The organism is Deltaproteobacteria bacterium, from assembly GCA_023382265.1.
Classification (GTDB): Bacteria; JAMCPX01; JAMCPX01; order JAMCPX01; family JAMCPX01; genus JAMCPX01.
This window is the reverse complement of the sequence record JAMCPX010000040.1, coordinates 1-19,347: the sequence shown is the minus strand read 5'-3', so window position 1 is coordinate 19,347 and position 19,347 is coordinate 1. Positions and strand designations below refer to the sequence as shown.

Sequence of the window (19,347 nt, the reverse complement as noted above, 5' to 3'; positions counted from 1 at the left end):
GGGTTAATGTGTATCAACTGATCAATAGCAATAAGTAGTGATTTTCAGTATACAATTGAGTGAAAACACCCAACGAATACCAACAGCTATTGCCATTGATAAAAACAACCGTATCTATATTGCTGATAGCTATAGCTACAGGGGTAATGTGTATTAACTGATCAATAGGAATAACTATTTATTTTCAATATACAATTGAGTGAAAACAATCAAAAAACATGGGTAAGCCGCCTTCTTATTGCATTTTTGGTTAACCAAACTGGCATGAATCCTGTTATAAGTAATGATAAAAAGGAGGTGAAGGCAATGAAAAAAATTAGTTTTGTAGTGTTAATGTTAGCCATTGCGGGGCTAACTGTAACAGCAAATGCGGCGATTACTACAACCAAGCATAATCTTTCAGCCAGCTCTACAAATGCCACAAGATCGCAGGCAACAACAGCAGGTGGTACAAGCCAGATATGCGTGTTCTGTCATACACCGCACCATGCACTCGATCAAAGGTTTATCTGGAACCATGCTGCTTCAATCAATACAACATGGACATGGGGTACAGGGAGTGCAACGGGGACATCAGCGGGAACAGTCCTGCCAACAAATCCGGCAAACCTGCCATCATTCAAATGTATTTCGTGTCATGATGGTTCGGTTGCAATAGGACAGGTTAATGAGGTATTTAACGAATCAACAGGTATTGTAAATTCAAGCTACTCTATACCTATGCAGGGCGATGTGAACGCGGCATACCAGTTGACAAATACAACCTATCAAGTTGGTGTTGGTGGAAACATGAATGGTAATCACCCTATTGGTATCCCGTATCCTGGGCAGTCACCATACAATGGTATCAGCTCAGGCGCTGGTGTAATTGTTTCTCAATTCCAGGCAAGTCCGGTAAATGTGGAGCTCTTCCAGGATCCCAATGGTGGTACAGGTAAAGGGGTTGAATGTGGAAGCTGCCATTCTGTTCACGGCTCGGTAAATCCCTTGTTATTAAGGGATGCAATAACAAGCAGTCAGCTCTGTCTCGATTGTCACATAAAATAAAACTGCTTTTTCATAGGGGGCGTAAGCCCCCTTTTTTTATGATTAAATATAATATAAGGGTATAAATGTGAGAATGAGAAAAGAGTAAAAACGTAATGGCTCAGTTAAATGGGAATAGCATTGAAAAAGCAAACTACCCGTAACCGAGGAAATATAAAAGAACGATATGCTGCAATGAAAGTGATACAAAGATGTATATTAATATTCATATGTATATTGTTTTTACCAATCAATGTAGATGCACACAGGTATTATATAGGAGGACAGGCAAGTTTAAGGTATGAGGACTACCTTGCTGATTATAATAATACCTCTAGCTATACAAGAGGGTTTGGTGGTGTATTAGGACTTAACTTCGCAACCTATATATACGATCCAAGACTCGCTGTATTCTCTTCGGGCCTTAATATTGATGATATAGATTACACAACAACTGGAGGAGGATTAAGAAGATATACAACAGGCTATGCATTGAACCTTACCTTCTTGCCGGATAGCTCTCCATTGCTCTCCTATATAAGAGATATATATAATGAGCAGGACACAGGTATAGGTTACCTGCTCAGAATGCGGACCTTTTCTTACGGTCTAAACTGGGCTATTGCTGTAAACTCTCTTCCAAGATTCAATATTATTTTTGATAAAACACGCAATGAAACATCCGGCGTTCCTTACATATTCAAGCAGGACAGAACAACTTCTGTTGTATCGTTCTCAAAGGCGAACAAGGATAATATATTAACAGGTCAATATCAGTATATTAGCCAGAATGATCTAATCACGAACAACAATTATACTTCAAAGGGGCTTAGTATTAACGATAATAAAACCTTTAACAAAACATTACACCTTTATACAGGATTAAACACCTATAATTTTGCATTTGCATATCCGTCACAAACAACAATTTCAACAGATCAACTCAATGTATATACAAACCTTGTAAGTACCCCTGACTGGAGAATAACTACCAACTATTTTGCCAACTACAGTACGAATGCCTACAGTAAAGGCAGTTCTCAGGGCACACAGGCAGGCTACAACCTTTATTATCGTGCAACAAACACCATAAGTCTTTTAAACGGTATTTATGTACTAGATTCAAGAAGCGCCGGTGATGCAGGCACCAGCTCAATGGATACAGAATTATTGCAAGGAGGCATCACCTATTTAAAGCCATGGGATCACTACTATATGAATGCAGGATATAATATTGGGGTTGCAATGATACAGAATCCACCAGTTGGTCAGGGGCTGGCGCAAACTCATTATTTTGACGGTGGTATAGGCACAAAAGATTTTAAATTCTTTAATGTGTACAATGACCTGAATTACATGATCACAAAATACACACAGGGCTCAGGCAATAATCTTGATGACTTCCGCTATTTTGCACAACTATATAGCGCTTATTTTAAACCTGCTTATCTTCAATCCACTTTTACCTATGAAAGGGAATTTCAAAAAGGTTTCTATAACCAGTACCCTATCTACAATCGTTTGTTTAATCTTATATTTTCTCTGCCTGTATCATACGTTGGCTTATTCTCGATCACAGGAGGGATTCTCAACAATTCCACTCCTCAAACATGGTACAGGAATCAATATATTTCAACGACACTTGGCATAACATCCATCCAGAATACCGCTGCAAATGTAGTTTTTCAGTATGGATTTAACAGTGCATCATATTACCCATCATCTGAATATACGAGGTATGAGGTTTATGTAACACACAACTACCGAATGCTGTTTCTCAATATAAAAGGATACTTGATTAACCAGCACATACCAGGCGCTAACAGCAATGTTCATGGCTTGATCATTCAACTTGGAAGAAACTTCGGAGGTTATATTGGTGAATAAGTATTTAAAGCCTCTTCTACTGATTATGTTATTTTGGTGCTTAATAATACCCATTGTCAAGTGGGGATGGGAGTATGAGTGGATAAAGATCACATTTTCTGCTTTATCTGCTTTTATATTTTTTGGACTTGTCTCTATAATCCATCAGAATAAAATGCCCACAAAAATACCCGGTGTAATGCTGTTTACAGGGATAATAGGTGTATGGATTGTTGTTTCTATAATATCCTCAATAGTACCTGTAAAAGGGTTTGTGGAAATCATAAAAGTACTTGGTCCATTTTTCATCTATCCTGCTTTGATTATTTTTGCACCGGATGAAAACGATATGGACCTACTTACAATTGCTATTGCCATCGGGGTCATAATAAGTGCATCAATAGGTTTTGCTCAGCTTACAGGTGTATATGGCTATATCCCCACTGATCAGTATGGCAGGATAAATCCAATATCTACCTTTGGGCTATCAAATTTTGGTGCTGAGTACATTGTCAGTGCCTTACCTTTGCTTATAAGTCAATTTATTTTCAGGAAAAAACTGTGGATCAGCATTGTCCTTAGTATTGGCATAATAGAAGGCATACTTTATGTTATAATTTCACATTCAAGAGCCTCATGGGCTGCTCTCATTATTGTAAGTCTTGTAAGCATTGGCATACTTATTTCTGTAAGAAAGAAAAGGCAATTCAAAATAAATTTGTCCCCTTTATACATAGCAGGTATGGTGGTTGCAGGTACTTTATTGCTTTCCTTGATATTCAGTCAGACAAGCAACCTGATCAAACATTTCACATCTATATTCGATGTATATTATTCCGATAACATTGTAAGATTGCTTACATGGAAATCAATCCTTGTATATCTTGCACCATCACATCCTGTTTTAGGCATTGGGTTTGGAGCATTTGATGCTGTATTCCCGTTATATGCTGATAGGGCATTATCCCTGATGACATTTTCAAATCATGTTACTATGAACTATGCACATAACGAATACCTTAACATACTGGCAGAAACAGGCATCCCTGGATTCCTGATGTTCATTGGTTTACTCATATATATACTATACGAATTTGTATCCAGTATATCAGAGGCTCAAGAAAAAGATATTCCTGTTCTTATTGGCGGGTTCCTCGGATTTATCAACCTGCTTATTATTGGCTTATTTTCATTCCCTCTTAGAATGCCTGCAACAGCCGTTTTATTCTGGATGTATGCTGGCATCGGTAGTTTATACGCTCATAGCACATTTAATGTGAAGCCTTATGTATGGAAGATCAGCAACTATGTACTTGTAGTTGTGAGCTTTTTAGTATTCATTGCTGCTTTTCATATAACCCTTGCCCAAAGGGCATACCTCTTAGCTAATACCCTATTCAAACAGAACCGTACCCAAAGCTCTGCAATGACGGGTAAGATTGAAGATAAACTTTCTTATGCCATTACCCAGGCACCTTTTTATAAAAACTATTTTTTTGACAGGGCAATGATTAGAATTAACCTCGGTAACAGAATCGGTGCTTTAAAGGATCTGAAAGATACTATAAATCTATCCCCATACTATCTTCAGGCGCGGCGATGGCTTGGCATACTTTATTCAGATAAGGGTGATTACAGCAATGCAATGAAACAACTTAACATGGCATACAAGCTTGCTTATTTTTCTCCTACTGTTCAGGCGATTATCATGAACGATCAGACAGTGGTACTTATAAGGAAAGGCAATTATACCTCAGCACTTAATATCGTTAAAAAGGCCCAGCTGCTTGATCCATATAATTATGCATTGTTTGAATTACAAGGAGAAGCAAGTGAACATCTTGGCTTATATGATCAATCACTGCAGGCATTTAAACATGCGTTAAAGTTAAATCCTGATCAGAAAGATACAGCTGTCAATCTTGCATCACTCTATATACAATTAAAAAAATATGATATGGCTTTATCTCTCTTGAAGAATGTTAAACAACCTGATGCGTATGTTTACTACAACCTCGCATGTGCTCATGCAAGGATGGGCAATTACCGTGAAGCATGGAGAAACATATCTATTGCAATAAAGATGAATAAAGCATTATATACCAGTGCCTTAAATGATCCTGATCTCAGCGCCCTGCAAACATTTTTAAAGAAACTACCAGTGGGATTATTATGAAATTGCAGAATATTGTTTTAAATTTATGCATATCAATTATGCTGTTCCTTTGCATTGCCGGGACAGTAGTTGCAGCGCCGTACAAGAATGGATTATCAGGTATATTTGATGTGCCTGATACAAGTACATTAGGCAGCGGTGCATTTCTTTACAACGTATGGACAGGGTACTATAAACAGAATAGGACAGATAACTTTAATGTTTCCCCCGTTACCGTCTCATTTGGTATACTGGATAATCTGGAAGTTATGATTGGTGCTGTGCAATACAACAATTATCAACAACTTTATGAAAAAAACAGTATAGGTATGATCTCTGGCGCTAAATGGCGCTACCTGCAAAAACCAGACCTCGCTACTACTGTAATTGGTGACAACCTTTCAGGACATCCTTCAGCAGATATACGAGAGGTTATCGAGAAACGCTTTAACAAGCTTAATCTTACCTTCAGTACCGGCTATCTGTCCGCGCTAAGGGCAGTCATTATAAGTAGTGGTATAATTTACAGAGTAAGAGAGCAATGGGATTTACTTTTTGATACAGACAACTGGATCGTTAGCAGTACTGGATTTAAAAACAGATTTGAAGGTACAGCAGGTGCAAGGTACTATTTTGCTAATAGCTCAATCGTTTTATCAGGCGGCATTGGTGGTGGCCTGTCTTATACAGGAAAGGAGGAGATGCATGTTATCTTAGGACTTAGCGTATGCTCTTCCTCACAATTACTCAACAATGTTAAAATTGTTGAAGCAACCGGCATAACCTCCGAATCAGCCACCCAACCCAATACGGTTAAACAGAAGACCTTTGAATCACCAGTACCTGAGTTTAAGATGCGCATGCCTATTCAACCTGTACCTGATGAAAATACGGGTAAAAAAGATGATTAAAAAGCGTTTTAATATATCGCTTTTTTTATTCGTAGTTTTAACAGGATGTGCACACACGCCGCAAGTCAAAACTGTAAATATTGCTTGGCCTGAAAACAACCCCAAAATATCATTTGTCCGCTCTGTATACTCTGCAAATGATCTAGGTATCAGGCCCGGATGGATTTCACGGATATTCAGTTTTATCTCAGGTGCAAATAGCCAGTACAATACGCGGTTTTCTCCTTTTGCGATTGCTGCTTACAAAGGAATTATAGGTGTTACAGATATTCATGCACCAGATGTGATACTTTTTGATAAAGATAACAACAGCTTTACTATTATCAGTAAATGCGGCGCTTCATATTTTACCACACCAACAGGCATAGCAATAACAGGGAATAGAGTATATGTTGCGGATTCCTCTCAGAAAAGTGTATTTATAATAAGCAGGAGCGGCAGCTGTCTGGGAAGCATTACCAACAGTTTATTTATAAGACCCACTTCTGTTGCCATTGCAGGGAATGGAGATATATACATCGTAGATACAGGTATGAACATGGTTTTTGTATACGATAATAGAGATAAATTTAAATTTTCTTTTGGCTCACATGGCGATGGAGCAGGTGAATTTAATTTTCCAACAGGCATCACAATAAAAAATAACACAGTATTTATCATAGACAGCCTTAACTTCAGAATCCAGATATTTACACTTCACGGTAAATTTATATCATTTTTCGGCAAACAGGGAGACGGAAGCGGTGATTTTGCCAGACCCAAAGGCATAGCAGTAGATTCGGATGGCATTATTTATATAAGTGATGCATTGTTTGATGTGGTTCAGATGTTTAGCGCTAAAGGGGATTATCTTATGACATTTGGAAGGCATGGAACAGACGGTGGAGAGTTGTCAATGCCATCAGGCATAGTTGTTGAACACGGCCGCATTTATGTTGCAGATGCGTTAAACAACAGGATTGATATATTTAATAGGATAGGTGATACGGAGAATGGAGCACCACATCAATAAACAAAGAGATCCCCATGTTTCGCTGCTTGTAAAGGGAGCGGCTGTAATTCTTTTACCTGCAATGTTATTACTGCTGAGCTGCAGTCTTGCATATGCTGGAAGTGTTCTGAATACGCTGCATAATCTGTCTATATCCGGTCCCGGCCAGATAAAGTCCACAACAGAGAAACAGGTGTGTATATTCTGTCATACCCCACATGATGCTGAACCACATACGCCTCTTTGGAACAAAAAACTTAATACAGGTACAAATTACAACATGTACTGGTCTAATAGCCTTGAGTCACTATCGCCGGGTGGGAAGCCTGTAACACCTGATGGGGCTTCAAAGCTGTGTTTGAGCTGCCATGACGGTACTATAGCTATTGGAGAGGTCAGGAGCAGGAGATCACCAATCCCCATGCAGAATAACATAAGGACAATACCATCAACATCGCGTGGGTATCTTGGAACAAACCTTTCAGGTAGTCATCCCATATCCTTTGTTGTAACACAAAAGATGATTACGCAGAGCTATGTTACAGGTTCAAACCTTGCAAGTATGACAGAGATGAAAGATGATCCTGATGGTGTGAGGCTTGACCGCAATTATGAGGTGCAGTGTATATCATGCCACAATCCGCACCAGGATGATAATTTTTCTGCCTCTGGCGTGCATTTTCTAAGAAAATCCAATATTACACAGGTTTGTATAATCTGTCATAAAATGTAATGGATGTAACCATGAAAAGAATATTTTTACTGATTATTGTTTGCTTGGTATCATATATTATATCACAGCGTCAGGTGTATGCAGAAACAGTAAATACGATAAATCCACACCTGTCTTTACCCAAAGGATGTGCAAGCTGTCACGCTGGTCATGGCGTTGCTGGAACGCCCATGCTTGTAAAAAATGGCTCAAGTCTGTGTTTTCAATGTCATGGCAGTGCACAGGAACAGAATAAGGCAAAGCTTTCAGGTATGCTCCTGCTGTCATCACCCATACCTGATGTTGCAGATGACTTTCAAAAGCCATCACATCACCCTATTGATACAGTTCCATATATGACAGTTATGGAGCAAAAACACGGACAGATAAATACTACAACGCGTCATTCAGAGTGTATTGACTGCCATAGCCCGCATCATATAGAGTCAGCAAGTGTCTCTCAAATAGGTCAAAGAAAAATGCTATGGTTTAGCGGTGGTATACACTATGAATATGAGCTTTGTTTTAAATGTCACGCAAACCAGTCCTTTCTGCCTTATGAAACAGATAAAGCAATAGAATTTAATCCAGCAAATGCATCGTATCACCCTGTTGAGTCACCAGGCAAATCGTATCTTATCCCAAGTCTGATCCCTCCATGGACAATATCAAGCTATGTAAACTGCACTGATTGCCATAGTGCTGAAAATACAATAGGTGGCTCTTCGCCGCACGGCTCAATATATGCGCCGATACTGAACAAGAATTACTATAAACAGGACGGCATGCCTGAAAGTGAGTATGCGTATGCTTTATGCTATCAGTGCCATAACAGGACAAGCATACTGAGTAACCAGAGCTTCTTGTATCACAGAGAACATATAGTGAATGCGAACACATCTTGTTTTACATGTCATGATTCACATGGTTCTATTAATTATCCCTATCTTATAAGGTTTAACAAAGATCCAAGGTTTACTGTTGTGCTGCCAAACTCCGAGGGTAAACTTAATATTGTATTTAAAACGCAAAACAATGTCGAATGTTTTTTAAGTTGCCACGGTGTGGATCATAATCCAACTCCAAATATGTTTACCTCAACAACAAATTTTTCAAAGCCTTCCTTAGGTCCATTGAATTATAATCCCGGTATGCCATCACCATACTTTAATCCATTTCCTATGCCCTATCATAAATGAAGCGATCTACCTTAGATATAAAAATAGCAATAGCGCGTAAAATGTGTTATGTTATTGGCAAGGAGTAAAAAATGAAGCAGATATTATTTTTGCTAATAGAAGTAAGTGCGGGGCTCAACATGCCTTTATGCCAATACCCAGAATGTTTCTTTTACCAAGCAGGACAGTGACAGAATTATAAGACTTGAGGAAGGACAGTAGGCTATCAATCGAAGGATAGATGAAGGGTTTAAATCAGTGAATCAAAGAATTGAGGATCTAAGACAGCTCGAATAAGTAGTACTAAGTAGAATGTTTATTCTGGAAGGGTTTTCTTTGGGAGCGTTGTATGACCCTTGCCTCTGATATGCTGAAGGGTAAAGAGCTTTAAGAACGGAAAGATAAGATAGAGAAGATAATAAAGGAATTAGTCACAAAAGACTCAAGGGTAGCAGAAGTGTTAAAGCACAATGGATTATAATGATCTAACTACCTTAAAGTTATAAACAATTCAACCTTATTTTTTGTGTTGAATCCATAAAAAAATGGACAATAAATAAGATAAATATGGCATATTTCTTGCTATATATATTATATCTTATGAAAAAGAGAGATAAATATGATTAAAAATGTAGGTATTTGTATAATTACTCTCTTGTTGACATTCGCTACAATAGGGGCAGGTAATGCCAATGCATCCGCACCTGTGATCAATGGTATAAATGCGATTCCATCTGCTTTATTCCCCGGTAGAACAAGTATAATAGATGTGAATGCGAGCTCAACTGATAATGGGATGCTTGCGTATACATATTCGTGTAATGCAGGTAGCTTTATTACGTGGATTGGTAGTCAGGCAAGATGGCTATCCCCAGTTGTTGGTGGGCATTATACTATCACAGTTACTGTAAGCTCTACAAACGGGGGCGAAGCATTTACCTATGTTTCATTGGAGGTTCAACCCGCCTTCTATTCTAAAAGCCTTAATAATCTTGAGGAGCCTGTTTATCTGACAACTGATCGCAACGGCAACCTTTATATATCCGAGCCTTATGCCAGAAGGCTTACAGCATTTAACAGCAGGGACAAAGTCCTTTTCAGCAGTTCAACGACCATCAAAAATGGTCCACTCACTGTTATGAACAATATGATTTATATTGCTTCAAAGGCAGACGGTAGTATAAATGCTTATTCCGCATTTAATGGCCAATTTGTATCGACAATATGTGATCATAACACTTTTGATAATCCCTCAGGTATTGCAGGTAATGATTCTGCAAAGACCATTTATGTTTCTGATGGCTCTAATATTCATATTATAGATACTGCCTGTAATAGATTGGGTGATATTGCCTATATGAGCAACGGTATGCCTGTTGGTATGAGCTATGATAATGTTGAGGGTATACTATCCATAGCTGATCCGCTCAGTGCAAACGTAACCATGATAAATACCCTAAACAATAGCTCTGTTCAGATTGGTCAGTATGGAGTGAATGGTTCCATAGGATGGTCTGGATTTAACCCAGGCTTTGATAATGGAACAAGCCTTATAAGACCTTTAAGCGTTGCAAAGGATGCCTTTAACAGATACTACGTTGCTGATAGTTATCAGAATGCGGTATTTGTTTATACAGATCAGAACGTGTTTGTAGGCTCAATAGGGTATTATGGTACTGACCCTGGCGCATTCAAAAATCCAACAAGCCTTGCTATTGATAGAACCAACGGGTTTCTATATGTAGCCGATCCTTTTAATAATCGCGTTGAAGTATTCAACATTGATAAAAAACCATTGCCCCCAAACAGTTCAACCACCTTTGTAAACCCGCCAACCACAGTCACAAGCAATGCTGTGGCAAGCTCGAAAAGTGCAGGTTGTTCGTGTAATATATCTGGCAGTGCATCAGGTAGTTTGTCAATAATGGATGGGATGGATGGATATACTGTGCTGGTTATGCTTGGATTGTTTATGTTGTTGATCAGGAGAAAGCATGCGTAACCGCATAAAAAAGGTACTGCTTGTTACACCACCTTATCACTCAGGTGTCGTGGAATCTGCAGGCGTATGGCTACCGCTTGGTTTTGTCTATATTGCTGGTGCTCTGAGAGAAAAGGGTTATGAAACCGAGATCTATGATGCAATGAGCCTGTTTCATACCCATGAGGACATAATCAGAAAAATAAAGACAGACAAACCCGATGTGGTTGCAACAACTGCAATAACAGCATCCTTGCCAGATGCAGTTGAGATTTTAAATCATGCAAAAATGATAGATGAACATATTATAACGGTGATTGGTAATGTACACCCAACATTTATGTTCAACGAACTGCTCAATAACCACGGTTCTATTGATTATATTATTAGAGGAGAGGGGGAAGTTACCTTTGCGGAACTCCTTGATGCCATCAATGCATACGGAAATATAGGGCATGTAAGGGGTATTGCATTCAAAACAGATGACTGTATACATATAACACCTGACCGTCAGCTTCTAATGGATCTTGATGCCTTATCACCTGCGTGGGACCTGGTTAACTGGAGGGACTATCGCTATTTTCCTGAGGATAATGCTACACTCGGCATAGTGAGCTCTTCCAGAGGATGCATTCATCAGTGCAGTTTCTGCTCACAGCAGCTTTTTTGGGAAAAAAAATGGAGACAGAGATCAGCACTATCATTCGTAAATGAACTTGAGATGCTCTCAGAGCAATATGGTGTAAGCGTTGTCATGCTTTCTGATGAATATCCTACAGCAAACAGACAGCGTTGGCTTGATATACTCAATCTTATTATCCTCAGAGGCTTGAAGATCAAGCTCCTTCTTGAAACAAGGGTTGATGACATTGTCAGAGATCAGGATATAATAGACCTTTATGTGAAGGCAGGGGTGTCGCATATATATGTTGGCGTAGAATCAGGTAGTAGTACATCCCTTGAGCTGTTCAAGAAAGATATAAAAACAGAACAAAGCAAAAGGGCAATTGATATAATCAACAAAGCGGGCATTGTATCAGAAACAAGCCTTGTACTTGGCATGCCCTACGAAACCTCTGACACAATAAAACAGGCACTTGATACCGCTGTTTATTATAACCCTGACATGGCTTTTTTTCTCGCAATTGCACCATGGCCCTACAGCGATATATATCCTCAGCTTAGGCATCACATAGCTGTACATGACTACAGAAGGTATAATCTCGTAGAGCCGGTTGTTAAGCCTGATGCAATGGAGCTCAGTGAGCTTGAAGATGCTCTTATACAGGCAACAAAGGAATTTTATATGTACAAGATGAGGCAGTTGAAATCTATGCCCGCAAACAAGAGAAGATTTATGGTCAAACTGATGACGATACTTATGAAGAATTCATACATAGGCACAAAGCTGAGGGGAATGATCAAAGATGATAAACAGATAATGTATATGATGCAAAGAGGGGATTAAACTTATGAGTAGATTAACACAACTTATCATTATCCTTTTTATAGTGATGCTGCCGCTTGCTGCTTACGCGACAGATCCACCTCATAATATGTCTTATGGTATATCCTGCTTGTCAAATCCTCAGAACAATATTACAGGCTGCCATGTTGCGCATAATGCAGGAACAGCAGGCTTTCTTTTAACAAATACCGCGGCTACCATAGACAACCTATGCCAGAGCTGTCACAATGGAACCATAGCTGAGTTTGTTAAGGGACATGCCTCAACTACAACGACAACCAAATATGGGACATGGAACAAGGCATGCACGGATTGTCATAGTCCCCATCAGCAGTATCAATGGCGCTCTTATGGTACACAGGCTTATATCTTCACCGGTACTGTTTCTTCTTTATCATCAACCCAGCTTACAGATACAAGCGTCAATTGGGCTATAAATCAATGGTTGGGCAGTATCCTTGTTCCTAATTCAACCACTATAACAAACAGCATATATCCTGACACAAACAACCCTGCTACCTTTATGATCACAGGCAACAATGCGAATACGCTCACGGTAAAGATTGTTTCAGGTAGTGCAGGGCTTAATACATCTACCAGTGTTGGTGCAAACTACAGCATCTTTTACGGCCGACTTATAAGGTCACAGATATATACAGCAGGATGGAATAATATATACTTTTATAATAACACAGGGATGCATTCATTTGCAGATGGCACAACATTTACAACATCAGGTGGTATAAACTACTACACATCAAATATATGCGAGACGTGCCATACACAAACGAACCATCACAGATATACATCAGGCGCCACATTTACCCTTGCGTGTTCTGGTCAGTCGCATCACAATGGACAGAACTGTATGGCATGTCATCCACACAGCAATGGGTTTGAGTTTACAGAAAGCCACGGTTCTCAGGACTGCATCCAGTGCCATTCATCTGTATTTAATCCCATGAACTCAACAACAGATTTTCATCACTACATGAACAACACACAACCAGTCTATCCAGTGCTTTCTCTACCGGCTACACTAGGAGGAACAACGGATATAAACCGCAGATGTCTTATGTGCCATGCTGATCACGATGTGTTTAGCCCTGAGGTGAATACATCAACAGGCGGCAGGGCATATAACTTAAGGGCAGCTATCTCGTTATCTCCAACACCAACATCAACTAATACATTTACAAACACAGATTTCATAAACAGTACATCAACACCGGGTATCTGTCTATCCTGTCATATGACACTTCAGACAAAGAGCTACCTGCAACCTGACAACACAACAACCACGCCTTACGTTCCTCTGTCAGATACACTCACAAATCAGGTTTCAGCATACAATGCATCAGCACACAACTATCGAGTATCATCGCTTTTCACGTCTTCAACAGAAACTGGATGCAATTATAACAATACATTTAATGCGGACTGTACAAAGTGCCATAATGACACGATGTATCCAAAAAGCTCTCAGGGTGCGCAAATAACAACATATCCGCAGGTATTTGGCATTCATGATTCAAGCATTTCATCCATAGTTGCTCCGCTTGGGTTGTGGCTATTTCCTTACCTTCAATCAGGTCTGCCATCCTCACCACTTAATGAAAAATTTTGTTTTCAGTGCCACGGTGCGAACAATCCGAATGCACCAAATAAGGATTACTACAATGTAGCTACGATGAGTGGGGTATCAACATCCATAGACAGAGCATTCAACAAGCCATACCAGCATCCAATAACCACAACAAGCTATCTGCATAAGCCTTATGGAGAAGGGCTGTTATTCAACGATGGAACGCTTAGTGGTGCAAATAGGCATGTTGCGTGCACGGATTGCCATAACCCACATACAGCAACGCCATCCATCCCTCTGTATGGTGCAAGCGGTGTAACAGTCACAAATCCACAGCAGGATTTTATTGATCTCGTATCCTCAAATTACACGTACGCACCCAATGCATCTGTTACGCTTGCTCAATCTGGCGGGACGACAAACACAAACCTTGATTACAAACTGTGTTTCAAGTGTCATTCTAATTGGGCATACGGGCTTGCAACAAACGCGCCTAATCCAACTCCTTCTGCATCATGGCAGCAGACAAATATGGCACAAGAGTTTAATGTGAATAACTGGTCTTATCATTATGTAGAAGGTGATAAGACAGCATCCGTATTACCTGCATCAGGTACGGGATGTAATTCATACGGACCAAATATAGGCAATGTTACACCAAGGGCAAGCACAACTTATGGCAATTTTAACACAACATACATTGGTGTGATGGATTCAACACTCGCAGGGCTTACTAATCCCCAGATCCGAACAGCAAAGCTTAGATGTAGTAGCTGTCATGGGATAGACAATGCATCAAGTTCAGTACCGGAAGGACCACACGGCTCTATAAACCCATTTATACTCAAAATACCTGCTGGCAGTCCTTATAACGCATGGAATAGTACCGTGAACTACACTAATGACTCTGGAAGAATATGGTGTTTTAACTGTCATGACCCTAATTTTACGAATAGTGGATTTAGTAGTTCTGGACAGAATCTGCACATAAATCCCCATAATGGCAGAGCCTGCCAGGCATGTCATGTTGCCATTCCGCATGGATGGAAGAGATACAGGCTGCTCAGATTTGATGATTGTGATCCCGCACCTTACATGAGTATACCCAATTTTGGATTTCATTCAGGGGTTACCTGGGCAACCAGTGGCAACTGGACAGAAGGAGATTGTCATAATACGGGCGCGGTTAATAGTTGTGGTTAAATCCGGTGTTTAAATGGATAGAGAATAAAATAAAAACTCTGTTAACTGTTCTAAGATCACGCAGCCTTGCTACAGCCTTTATCCTCTTAATAGCTATTTCTCTTATCCTATCCACAGTAATCCCTCAGTGGAACTGGGAAGAGAGTCGCGAGTATTTTTACCTCCATACATCATACCCATGGGTTATGAAGGAACTCACATGGCTTATAGCTCTTATTGGACTCGAGCATGTTTACACAACATGGTGGTTTCTCAGTATTGTGCTGATTTTTTCTTTAAATATAGCTTTAAACTCTTATGAGCGGATAAATGTTAAAATAAAGCAGTTTAAAGATCATAAACCAATGTTACCAGATGAGATAGCAAGGCTTAAAATTCATAAGATTATCCCTACGAATAAAAACGCAGAGGAGCTAAAAGAAAAGATTAAACATACATTGAAACATAAGGGCTACAAAATAAAAGCTTATGACAATGGATTGATAGCGTCAAAACATACTGTGGGTCTTTTAGGCGTTCCTCTTCTGCATCTGTCTATGCTCGTTATCTTGATAGGTGTACTTATAACAAATCTTACAGGTTTTAAAGGACATATTGAGCTATCAGAGGGACAAGTTTTTCCCACAGGAGAGCCAAAATTCTTAGGTCCTTCGTATGGCTCTCTCCATTTAAATCCTCAATTTGATTTTCAGATTAGATTAAAAAGCTTCAACGTAACATACTGGAACAAAGCGCATCCAAGGCTTTATAAGAGCATCGTAGAGGTTTATAAAAACGGAACGCTTCTGTTTTCTAAGGATGTTGAGATGAATAAGCCACTCAAACTGGAAGGATTTAACTTTTATCAAACAAAGTATTATGGCTACTCTGCCTATTTTGGGCTTGTGGACACGGCTACAGGTTATGAAACAGCAGGGTATGTAAACTTTCCCTATAAAGAGAACGCTATAGGTGCACTCACACAGCAATTTACTATCCCCGTACTTGGCTATCTGAGTATATTGAGCGTGAATGTATCCAATCCTGATAGGTTATCCATTGAGATCCTGGAAGGCGGTAAAAACCTTCATTACAACAATATTAAAAAGGGGGATGTGATTTCGCTTGGAGACTTTGAATTGGTTTTTCATAATATGGTAAAGTGGACAGGCTTTTACGTCTCCAGGGATTACGGTGTATCTGTTGTATTTACGGGATTCTTCTTACTCGTGCTTTCCATCCTTGGTTTTGTATTTATTATGCCCAAAAGGCTCTGGCTTGCTTATGAAAATGAAAAGCTCTTTATTGGTGCAAAGGTTTATAGTAGACTTACCACAGAGCATACCTATAAACAGGACATGGAAAATATTAAAAGAGAGTGTGAATTATGAAAGAAGAAATCATCCTTTACTGGATTGCGGTAAGCCTGTACGGGTTTGGCAGTATCTTTGCTATCATCGGATTTGTGTTCAAAAAAGAAAGGTTTACCACTATTGCACTTATTTTATGCGCTCTAGGACTTGTTCCTCACGGTGCATCAATACTTATAAGATGGATACGGATTGGACACGGCCCCTACATAAACATGTATGAGGTTATAAGCTCCAATACGTGGGTGGCGATGTTGTTTTATCTTCTTGTACAAAAAAAACTGAGCTTGTTAAAACAAGCTTCATTTGTCGTACTCCCTGTGATCTTCCTTGCCTGTGGCTTTGGTTTAATGGCATCTGCAAGAGATATACCACTTCCACCCTCGCTGAGAAGTTACTGGCTCGTCCTTCATGTGCTGTTTGCAAAGCTTACTGTTGGCTCCTTTCTTATAGCATTTGCAAGTGCTGTGCTTTATCTCTATAAGAACGATGCTAAACATAAGCCGTTGCTGCCTAACCAGTCTTTAGAGAAACTTGATATTGCTATCTACAGGTTTAATGCACTGGGCTTCGCTTTCTGTATTATAATGATAATAGCAGGCTCTATATGGGCAAACAATGCATGGGGCAGATATTGGGGATTTGATCCTGTAGAAACATGGTCACTCGTCGTATGGCTTGCATATGGGTTATTCTTGCATCTCAGACTTAACAGAAACTGGGTGGGCAGAAGATCTGCAATATTAACTATCACCCTATTTCTCTTATCAATAGGTGCATTCTTTTTTATTCCATACCTCTTTAAAACTATTCATTCAGAGTACCTTGTGAGATAAGTTAGAAGTTGCGCTTTTCGGTTAGATTTTTACATGACAAGATGATACCCCCTATGGCTAGATTTTTATCTGACTCGGTTCGAGTGGTTGACAGAAGTAGTGAAAGTGGCTAAGTATGTGAAAAATAAATGAGCCCCCGTAGCTCAGTTGGATAGAGCAAGGGATTCCTAATCCCTGTGCCGCAGGTTCGATTCCTGTCGGGGGCATTATGATAGAACGGAGGCAATATGTTTATAGGTAATGAGTCTGTAAAAAACTTGTCGTCTTCTCTCGATGCTGTATGGGAGGTTCACGGCTCTGTAAATCAACCTGTTATAGCCCTTCCCGATAAATCCCCGGAGCCGACATGGGCACACGTAATTGCCATAAAAAAAGATAAAAAAATGCAGATAGTAATATATCTTTTTCGAGAACAGAGCAGGGAAGGGGTGTTTTATACGAACGAGGGCGGGGATGTGGAGCTTATCCATGCTAAGGCAGTCTTTAATGAAGCGCTTGATTTTACGGGAAGTATGGGGTTTATTATGGAAAAGGTAGAACTTGGTGATACGAATGAACAAAGAGAGGCGGTACTCAAATCCATACCCGCCTTTCTATCGGATCTCAAGACATACAAGCCGCCTGCAAGCGGGGATGAGCTCGTACTTGACGCGGTGTATGAGGAAACGGATATGCATAATCTTCAGGGTAAAGCCGAAGATGGAGTCTTAAGAAATAAGGGAGGAAAGCAATGGCTGGCAAGAATATTAAGTTTGTTTTGATTGTACTGTTCGGAATATCACTGGTAAGTTGTGCAAGTAGAAATCCTGAATTAATTAAACAGGCAAGTATGCGGTATGATATAGGTACGGCGCTTCTCAATAAAGGTGATTATCCCGGTTCTATACAGCAATTATCCGAGGCAAAAAGGCTGAACCCAGACGATCCCTTCACCTACAACGCATTGGGGCTTGCATACTATGCGGAAGGCATGAAGGTTGAGGCTGAGGAAGCATATAAAAAGGCACTGTCGCTGAATAAAAATTTTTCGGATGCCTATAATAATCTCGGCGTATTGTATCTGAGCGAAGCTCAATGGGATAAGGCGATAACGGCATTCCAGGCAGCGCTTGCCAATCCTCTCTACATGTCTCCTCAGATAGCATGGGTAAATCTTGGCTGGGCATTCTATCAGAAAGGCAAACTCGACGAATCACTGAAAGCATACAAAAGCGCTCTTACCATTTTACCGGATATGCCGGCGGCACATAACAATATGGGGCTGGTCTATTTAAGGAAAAATATATGCTTCCTATGCTGAACATGAATTTAAGACGGCGATATACTATTTCCAGGGATATGCAGAGGCTTACCTCAATCTCGGCATAGTGTACATGAAAGAGAAAAACGATACAGAAGCAAAAAAACAGTTCGAAACAGTACTCAAATTGGCACCCGACAGCACCTTTGCCGCGTCTGCGGAAAATTATATCAAGTTGTTAAAATAAGATGGATAGTTTTGGCGAGTTCCTCCGGAGAGAAAGAGAACTCAGACACATAGAATTAAACGAGATATCGAAAATAACAAAGATAAAGAAAGCTTATCTGCAGGCAATAGAAAACGATACGTATGATGAACTTCCCGATATAGCCTTTGTAAAAGGATTTATAAGGGCTTACTGCAATTACATAGGTCTGGACTCCGAACAAACCGTGAACTATTTTCAGCAGTTTTATGAGGAGAGCTTCAATCAAGCAGTAAAACCTCAGAAAAAAAGTTTACGCAGAGGGTTAAACCGGCAAACGATAATCGCCCTCGCAGCAGCCGGACTGGTTTTAGCCGGCATAATGCTCGTGCTCCTGTACCACACATCAAAGGACAGAATGATCAGGCAGGGGCGTGGACAGGGAAAGAATGTTCAGGAGGTAAAGTTTACATCAGCCACTACAGCCCGCTCGAACACGGAGACTGCCACGGCTGTTACGCAAACCGCTCTCTCTGAAATAACGACAACCGGTGTTCCGCTTACCCTGACAGCCAGACAGCATACCCTTCTTCTCAAGGCAACGGAAAATACCTGGGTAAGACTTGTGCCGAATAATGAGG

15 protein-coding genes and 1 tRNA gene are annotated in these 19,347 nt (G+C 40.0%); all 16 read left to right on the top strand.

The window, feature by feature from the left end:
* Positions 1–306: 306 nt before the first annotated feature.
* The gene (locus M1381_08120; protein MCL4479044.1) at positions 307–1,047 is read left to right on the top strand and encodes a cytochrome c3 family protein; all 741 of its coding nucleotides are present in this window, start codon (positions 307–309) and stop codon (positions 1,045–1,047) included.
* Between the two features lie 216 nt (positions 1,048–1,263).
* On the top strand, positions 1,264–2,913 hold the full coding sequence (locus M1381_08115; protein MCL4479043.1) for a hypothetical protein: 1,650 nt from the start codon (positions 1,264–1,266) through the stop codon (positions 2,911–2,913).
* Between the two features lie 25 nt (positions 2,914–2,938).
* Positions 2,939–5,068 (top strand): O-antigen ligase family protein, encoded by a 2,130-nt coding sequence (locus tag M1381_08110; protein ID MCL4479042.1) that lies wholly within the window; start codon positions 2,939–2,941, stop codon positions 5,066–5,068.
* 38 nt (positions 5,069–5,106) lie between these two features.
* Positions 5,107–5,958 carry a hypothetical protein gene (locus M1381_08105; GenBank protein MCL4479041.1) on the top strand — a complete coding sequence of 284 codons (852 nt, stop codon included), beginning with the start codon at positions 5,107–5,109 and terminating at the stop codon, positions 5,956–5,958.
* Positions 5,951–6,970 carry a 6-bladed beta-propeller gene (locus tag M1381_08100; GenBank protein ID MCL4479040.1) on the top strand — a complete coding sequence of 340 codons (1,020 nt, stop codon included), beginning with the start codon at positions 5,951–5,953 and terminating at the stop codon, positions 6,968–6,970. The genes M1381_08105 and M1381_08100 overlap by 8 nt, the downstream gene beginning before the upstream one ends.
* The gene (locus M1381_08095) at positions 6,951–7,682 is read left to right on the top strand and encodes a cytochrome c3 family protein (protein ID MCL4479039.1); all 732 of its coding nucleotides are present in this window, start codon (positions 6,951–6,953) and stop codon (positions 7,680–7,682) included. The genes M1381_08100 and M1381_08095 overlap by 20 nt, the downstream gene beginning before the upstream one ends.
* Positions 7,683–7,693: 11 nt before the next feature.
* Complete coding sequence (locus M1381_08090; protein ID MCL4479038.1) at positions 7,694–8,860, top strand: hypothetical protein; 1,167 nt, start codon at positions 7,694–7,696, stop codon at positions 8,858–8,860.
* A 598-nt stretch (positions 8,861–9,458) separates the two neighbouring features.
* Complete coding sequence (locus tag M1381_08085; GenBank protein ID MCL4479037.1) at positions 9,459–10,841, top strand: NHL repeat-containing protein; 1,383 nt, start codon at positions 9,459–9,461, stop codon at positions 10,839–10,841.
* Positions 10,834–12,288 (top strand): B12-binding domain-containing radical SAM protein, encoded by a 1,455-nt coding sequence (locus M1381_08080; GenBank protein ID MCL4479036.1) that lies wholly within the window; start codon positions 10,834–10,836, stop codon positions 12,286–12,288. Before M1381_08085 ends, M1381_08080 begins: the two co-directional genes overlap by 8 nt.
* Before the next feature lie 4 nt (positions 12,289–12,292).
* A complete protein-coding gene (locus M1381_08075) occupies positions 12,293–15,076 on the top strand; it encodes a cytochrome c3 family protein (GenBank protein ID MCL4479035.1) in 2,784 nt (927 codons plus the stop codon).
* Entirely contained in the window at positions 15,067–16,446 is a 1,380-nt protein-coding gene (locus M1381_08070; protein MCL4479034.1) for a cytochrome c biogenesis protein ResB, read from the top strand. The genes M1381_08075 and M1381_08070 overlap by 10 nt, the downstream gene beginning before the upstream one ends.
* Positions 16,443–17,261: a cytochrome c biogenesis protein CcsA gene (ccsA, locus tag M1381_08065; GenBank protein MCL4479033.1), complete on the top strand. Its 819-nt coding sequence runs from the start codon at positions 16,443–16,445 to the stop codon at positions 17,259–17,261. Before M1381_08070 ends, ccsA begins: the two co-directional genes overlap by 4 nt.
* A gap of 132 nt (positions 17,262–17,393) precedes the next feature.
* Positions 17,394–17,467: transfer RNA gene (locus M1381_08060), tRNA-Arg, on the top strand.
* Positions 17,468–17,488: 21 nt separating this feature from the next.
* Positions 17,489–18,022 (top strand): hypothetical protein, encoded by a 534-nt coding sequence (locus M1381_08055; protein MCL4479032.1) that lies wholly within the window; start codon positions 17,489–17,491, stop codon positions 18,020–18,022.
* Positions 17,992–18,561 carry a tetratricopeptide repeat protein gene (locus M1381_08050; GenBank protein ID MCL4479031.1) on the top strand — a complete coding sequence of 190 codons (570 nt, stop codon included), beginning with the start codon at positions 17,992–17,994 and terminating at the stop codon, positions 18,559–18,561. The genes M1381_08055 and M1381_08050 overlap by 31 nt, the downstream gene beginning before the upstream one ends.
* A gap of 188 nt (positions 18,562–18,749) precedes the next feature.
* Positions 18,750–19,347 (top strand): helix-turn-helix domain-containing protein (locus tag M1381_08045; GenBank protein ID MCL4479030.1); only part of this gene is annotated, 598 nt, incomplete at its 3' end.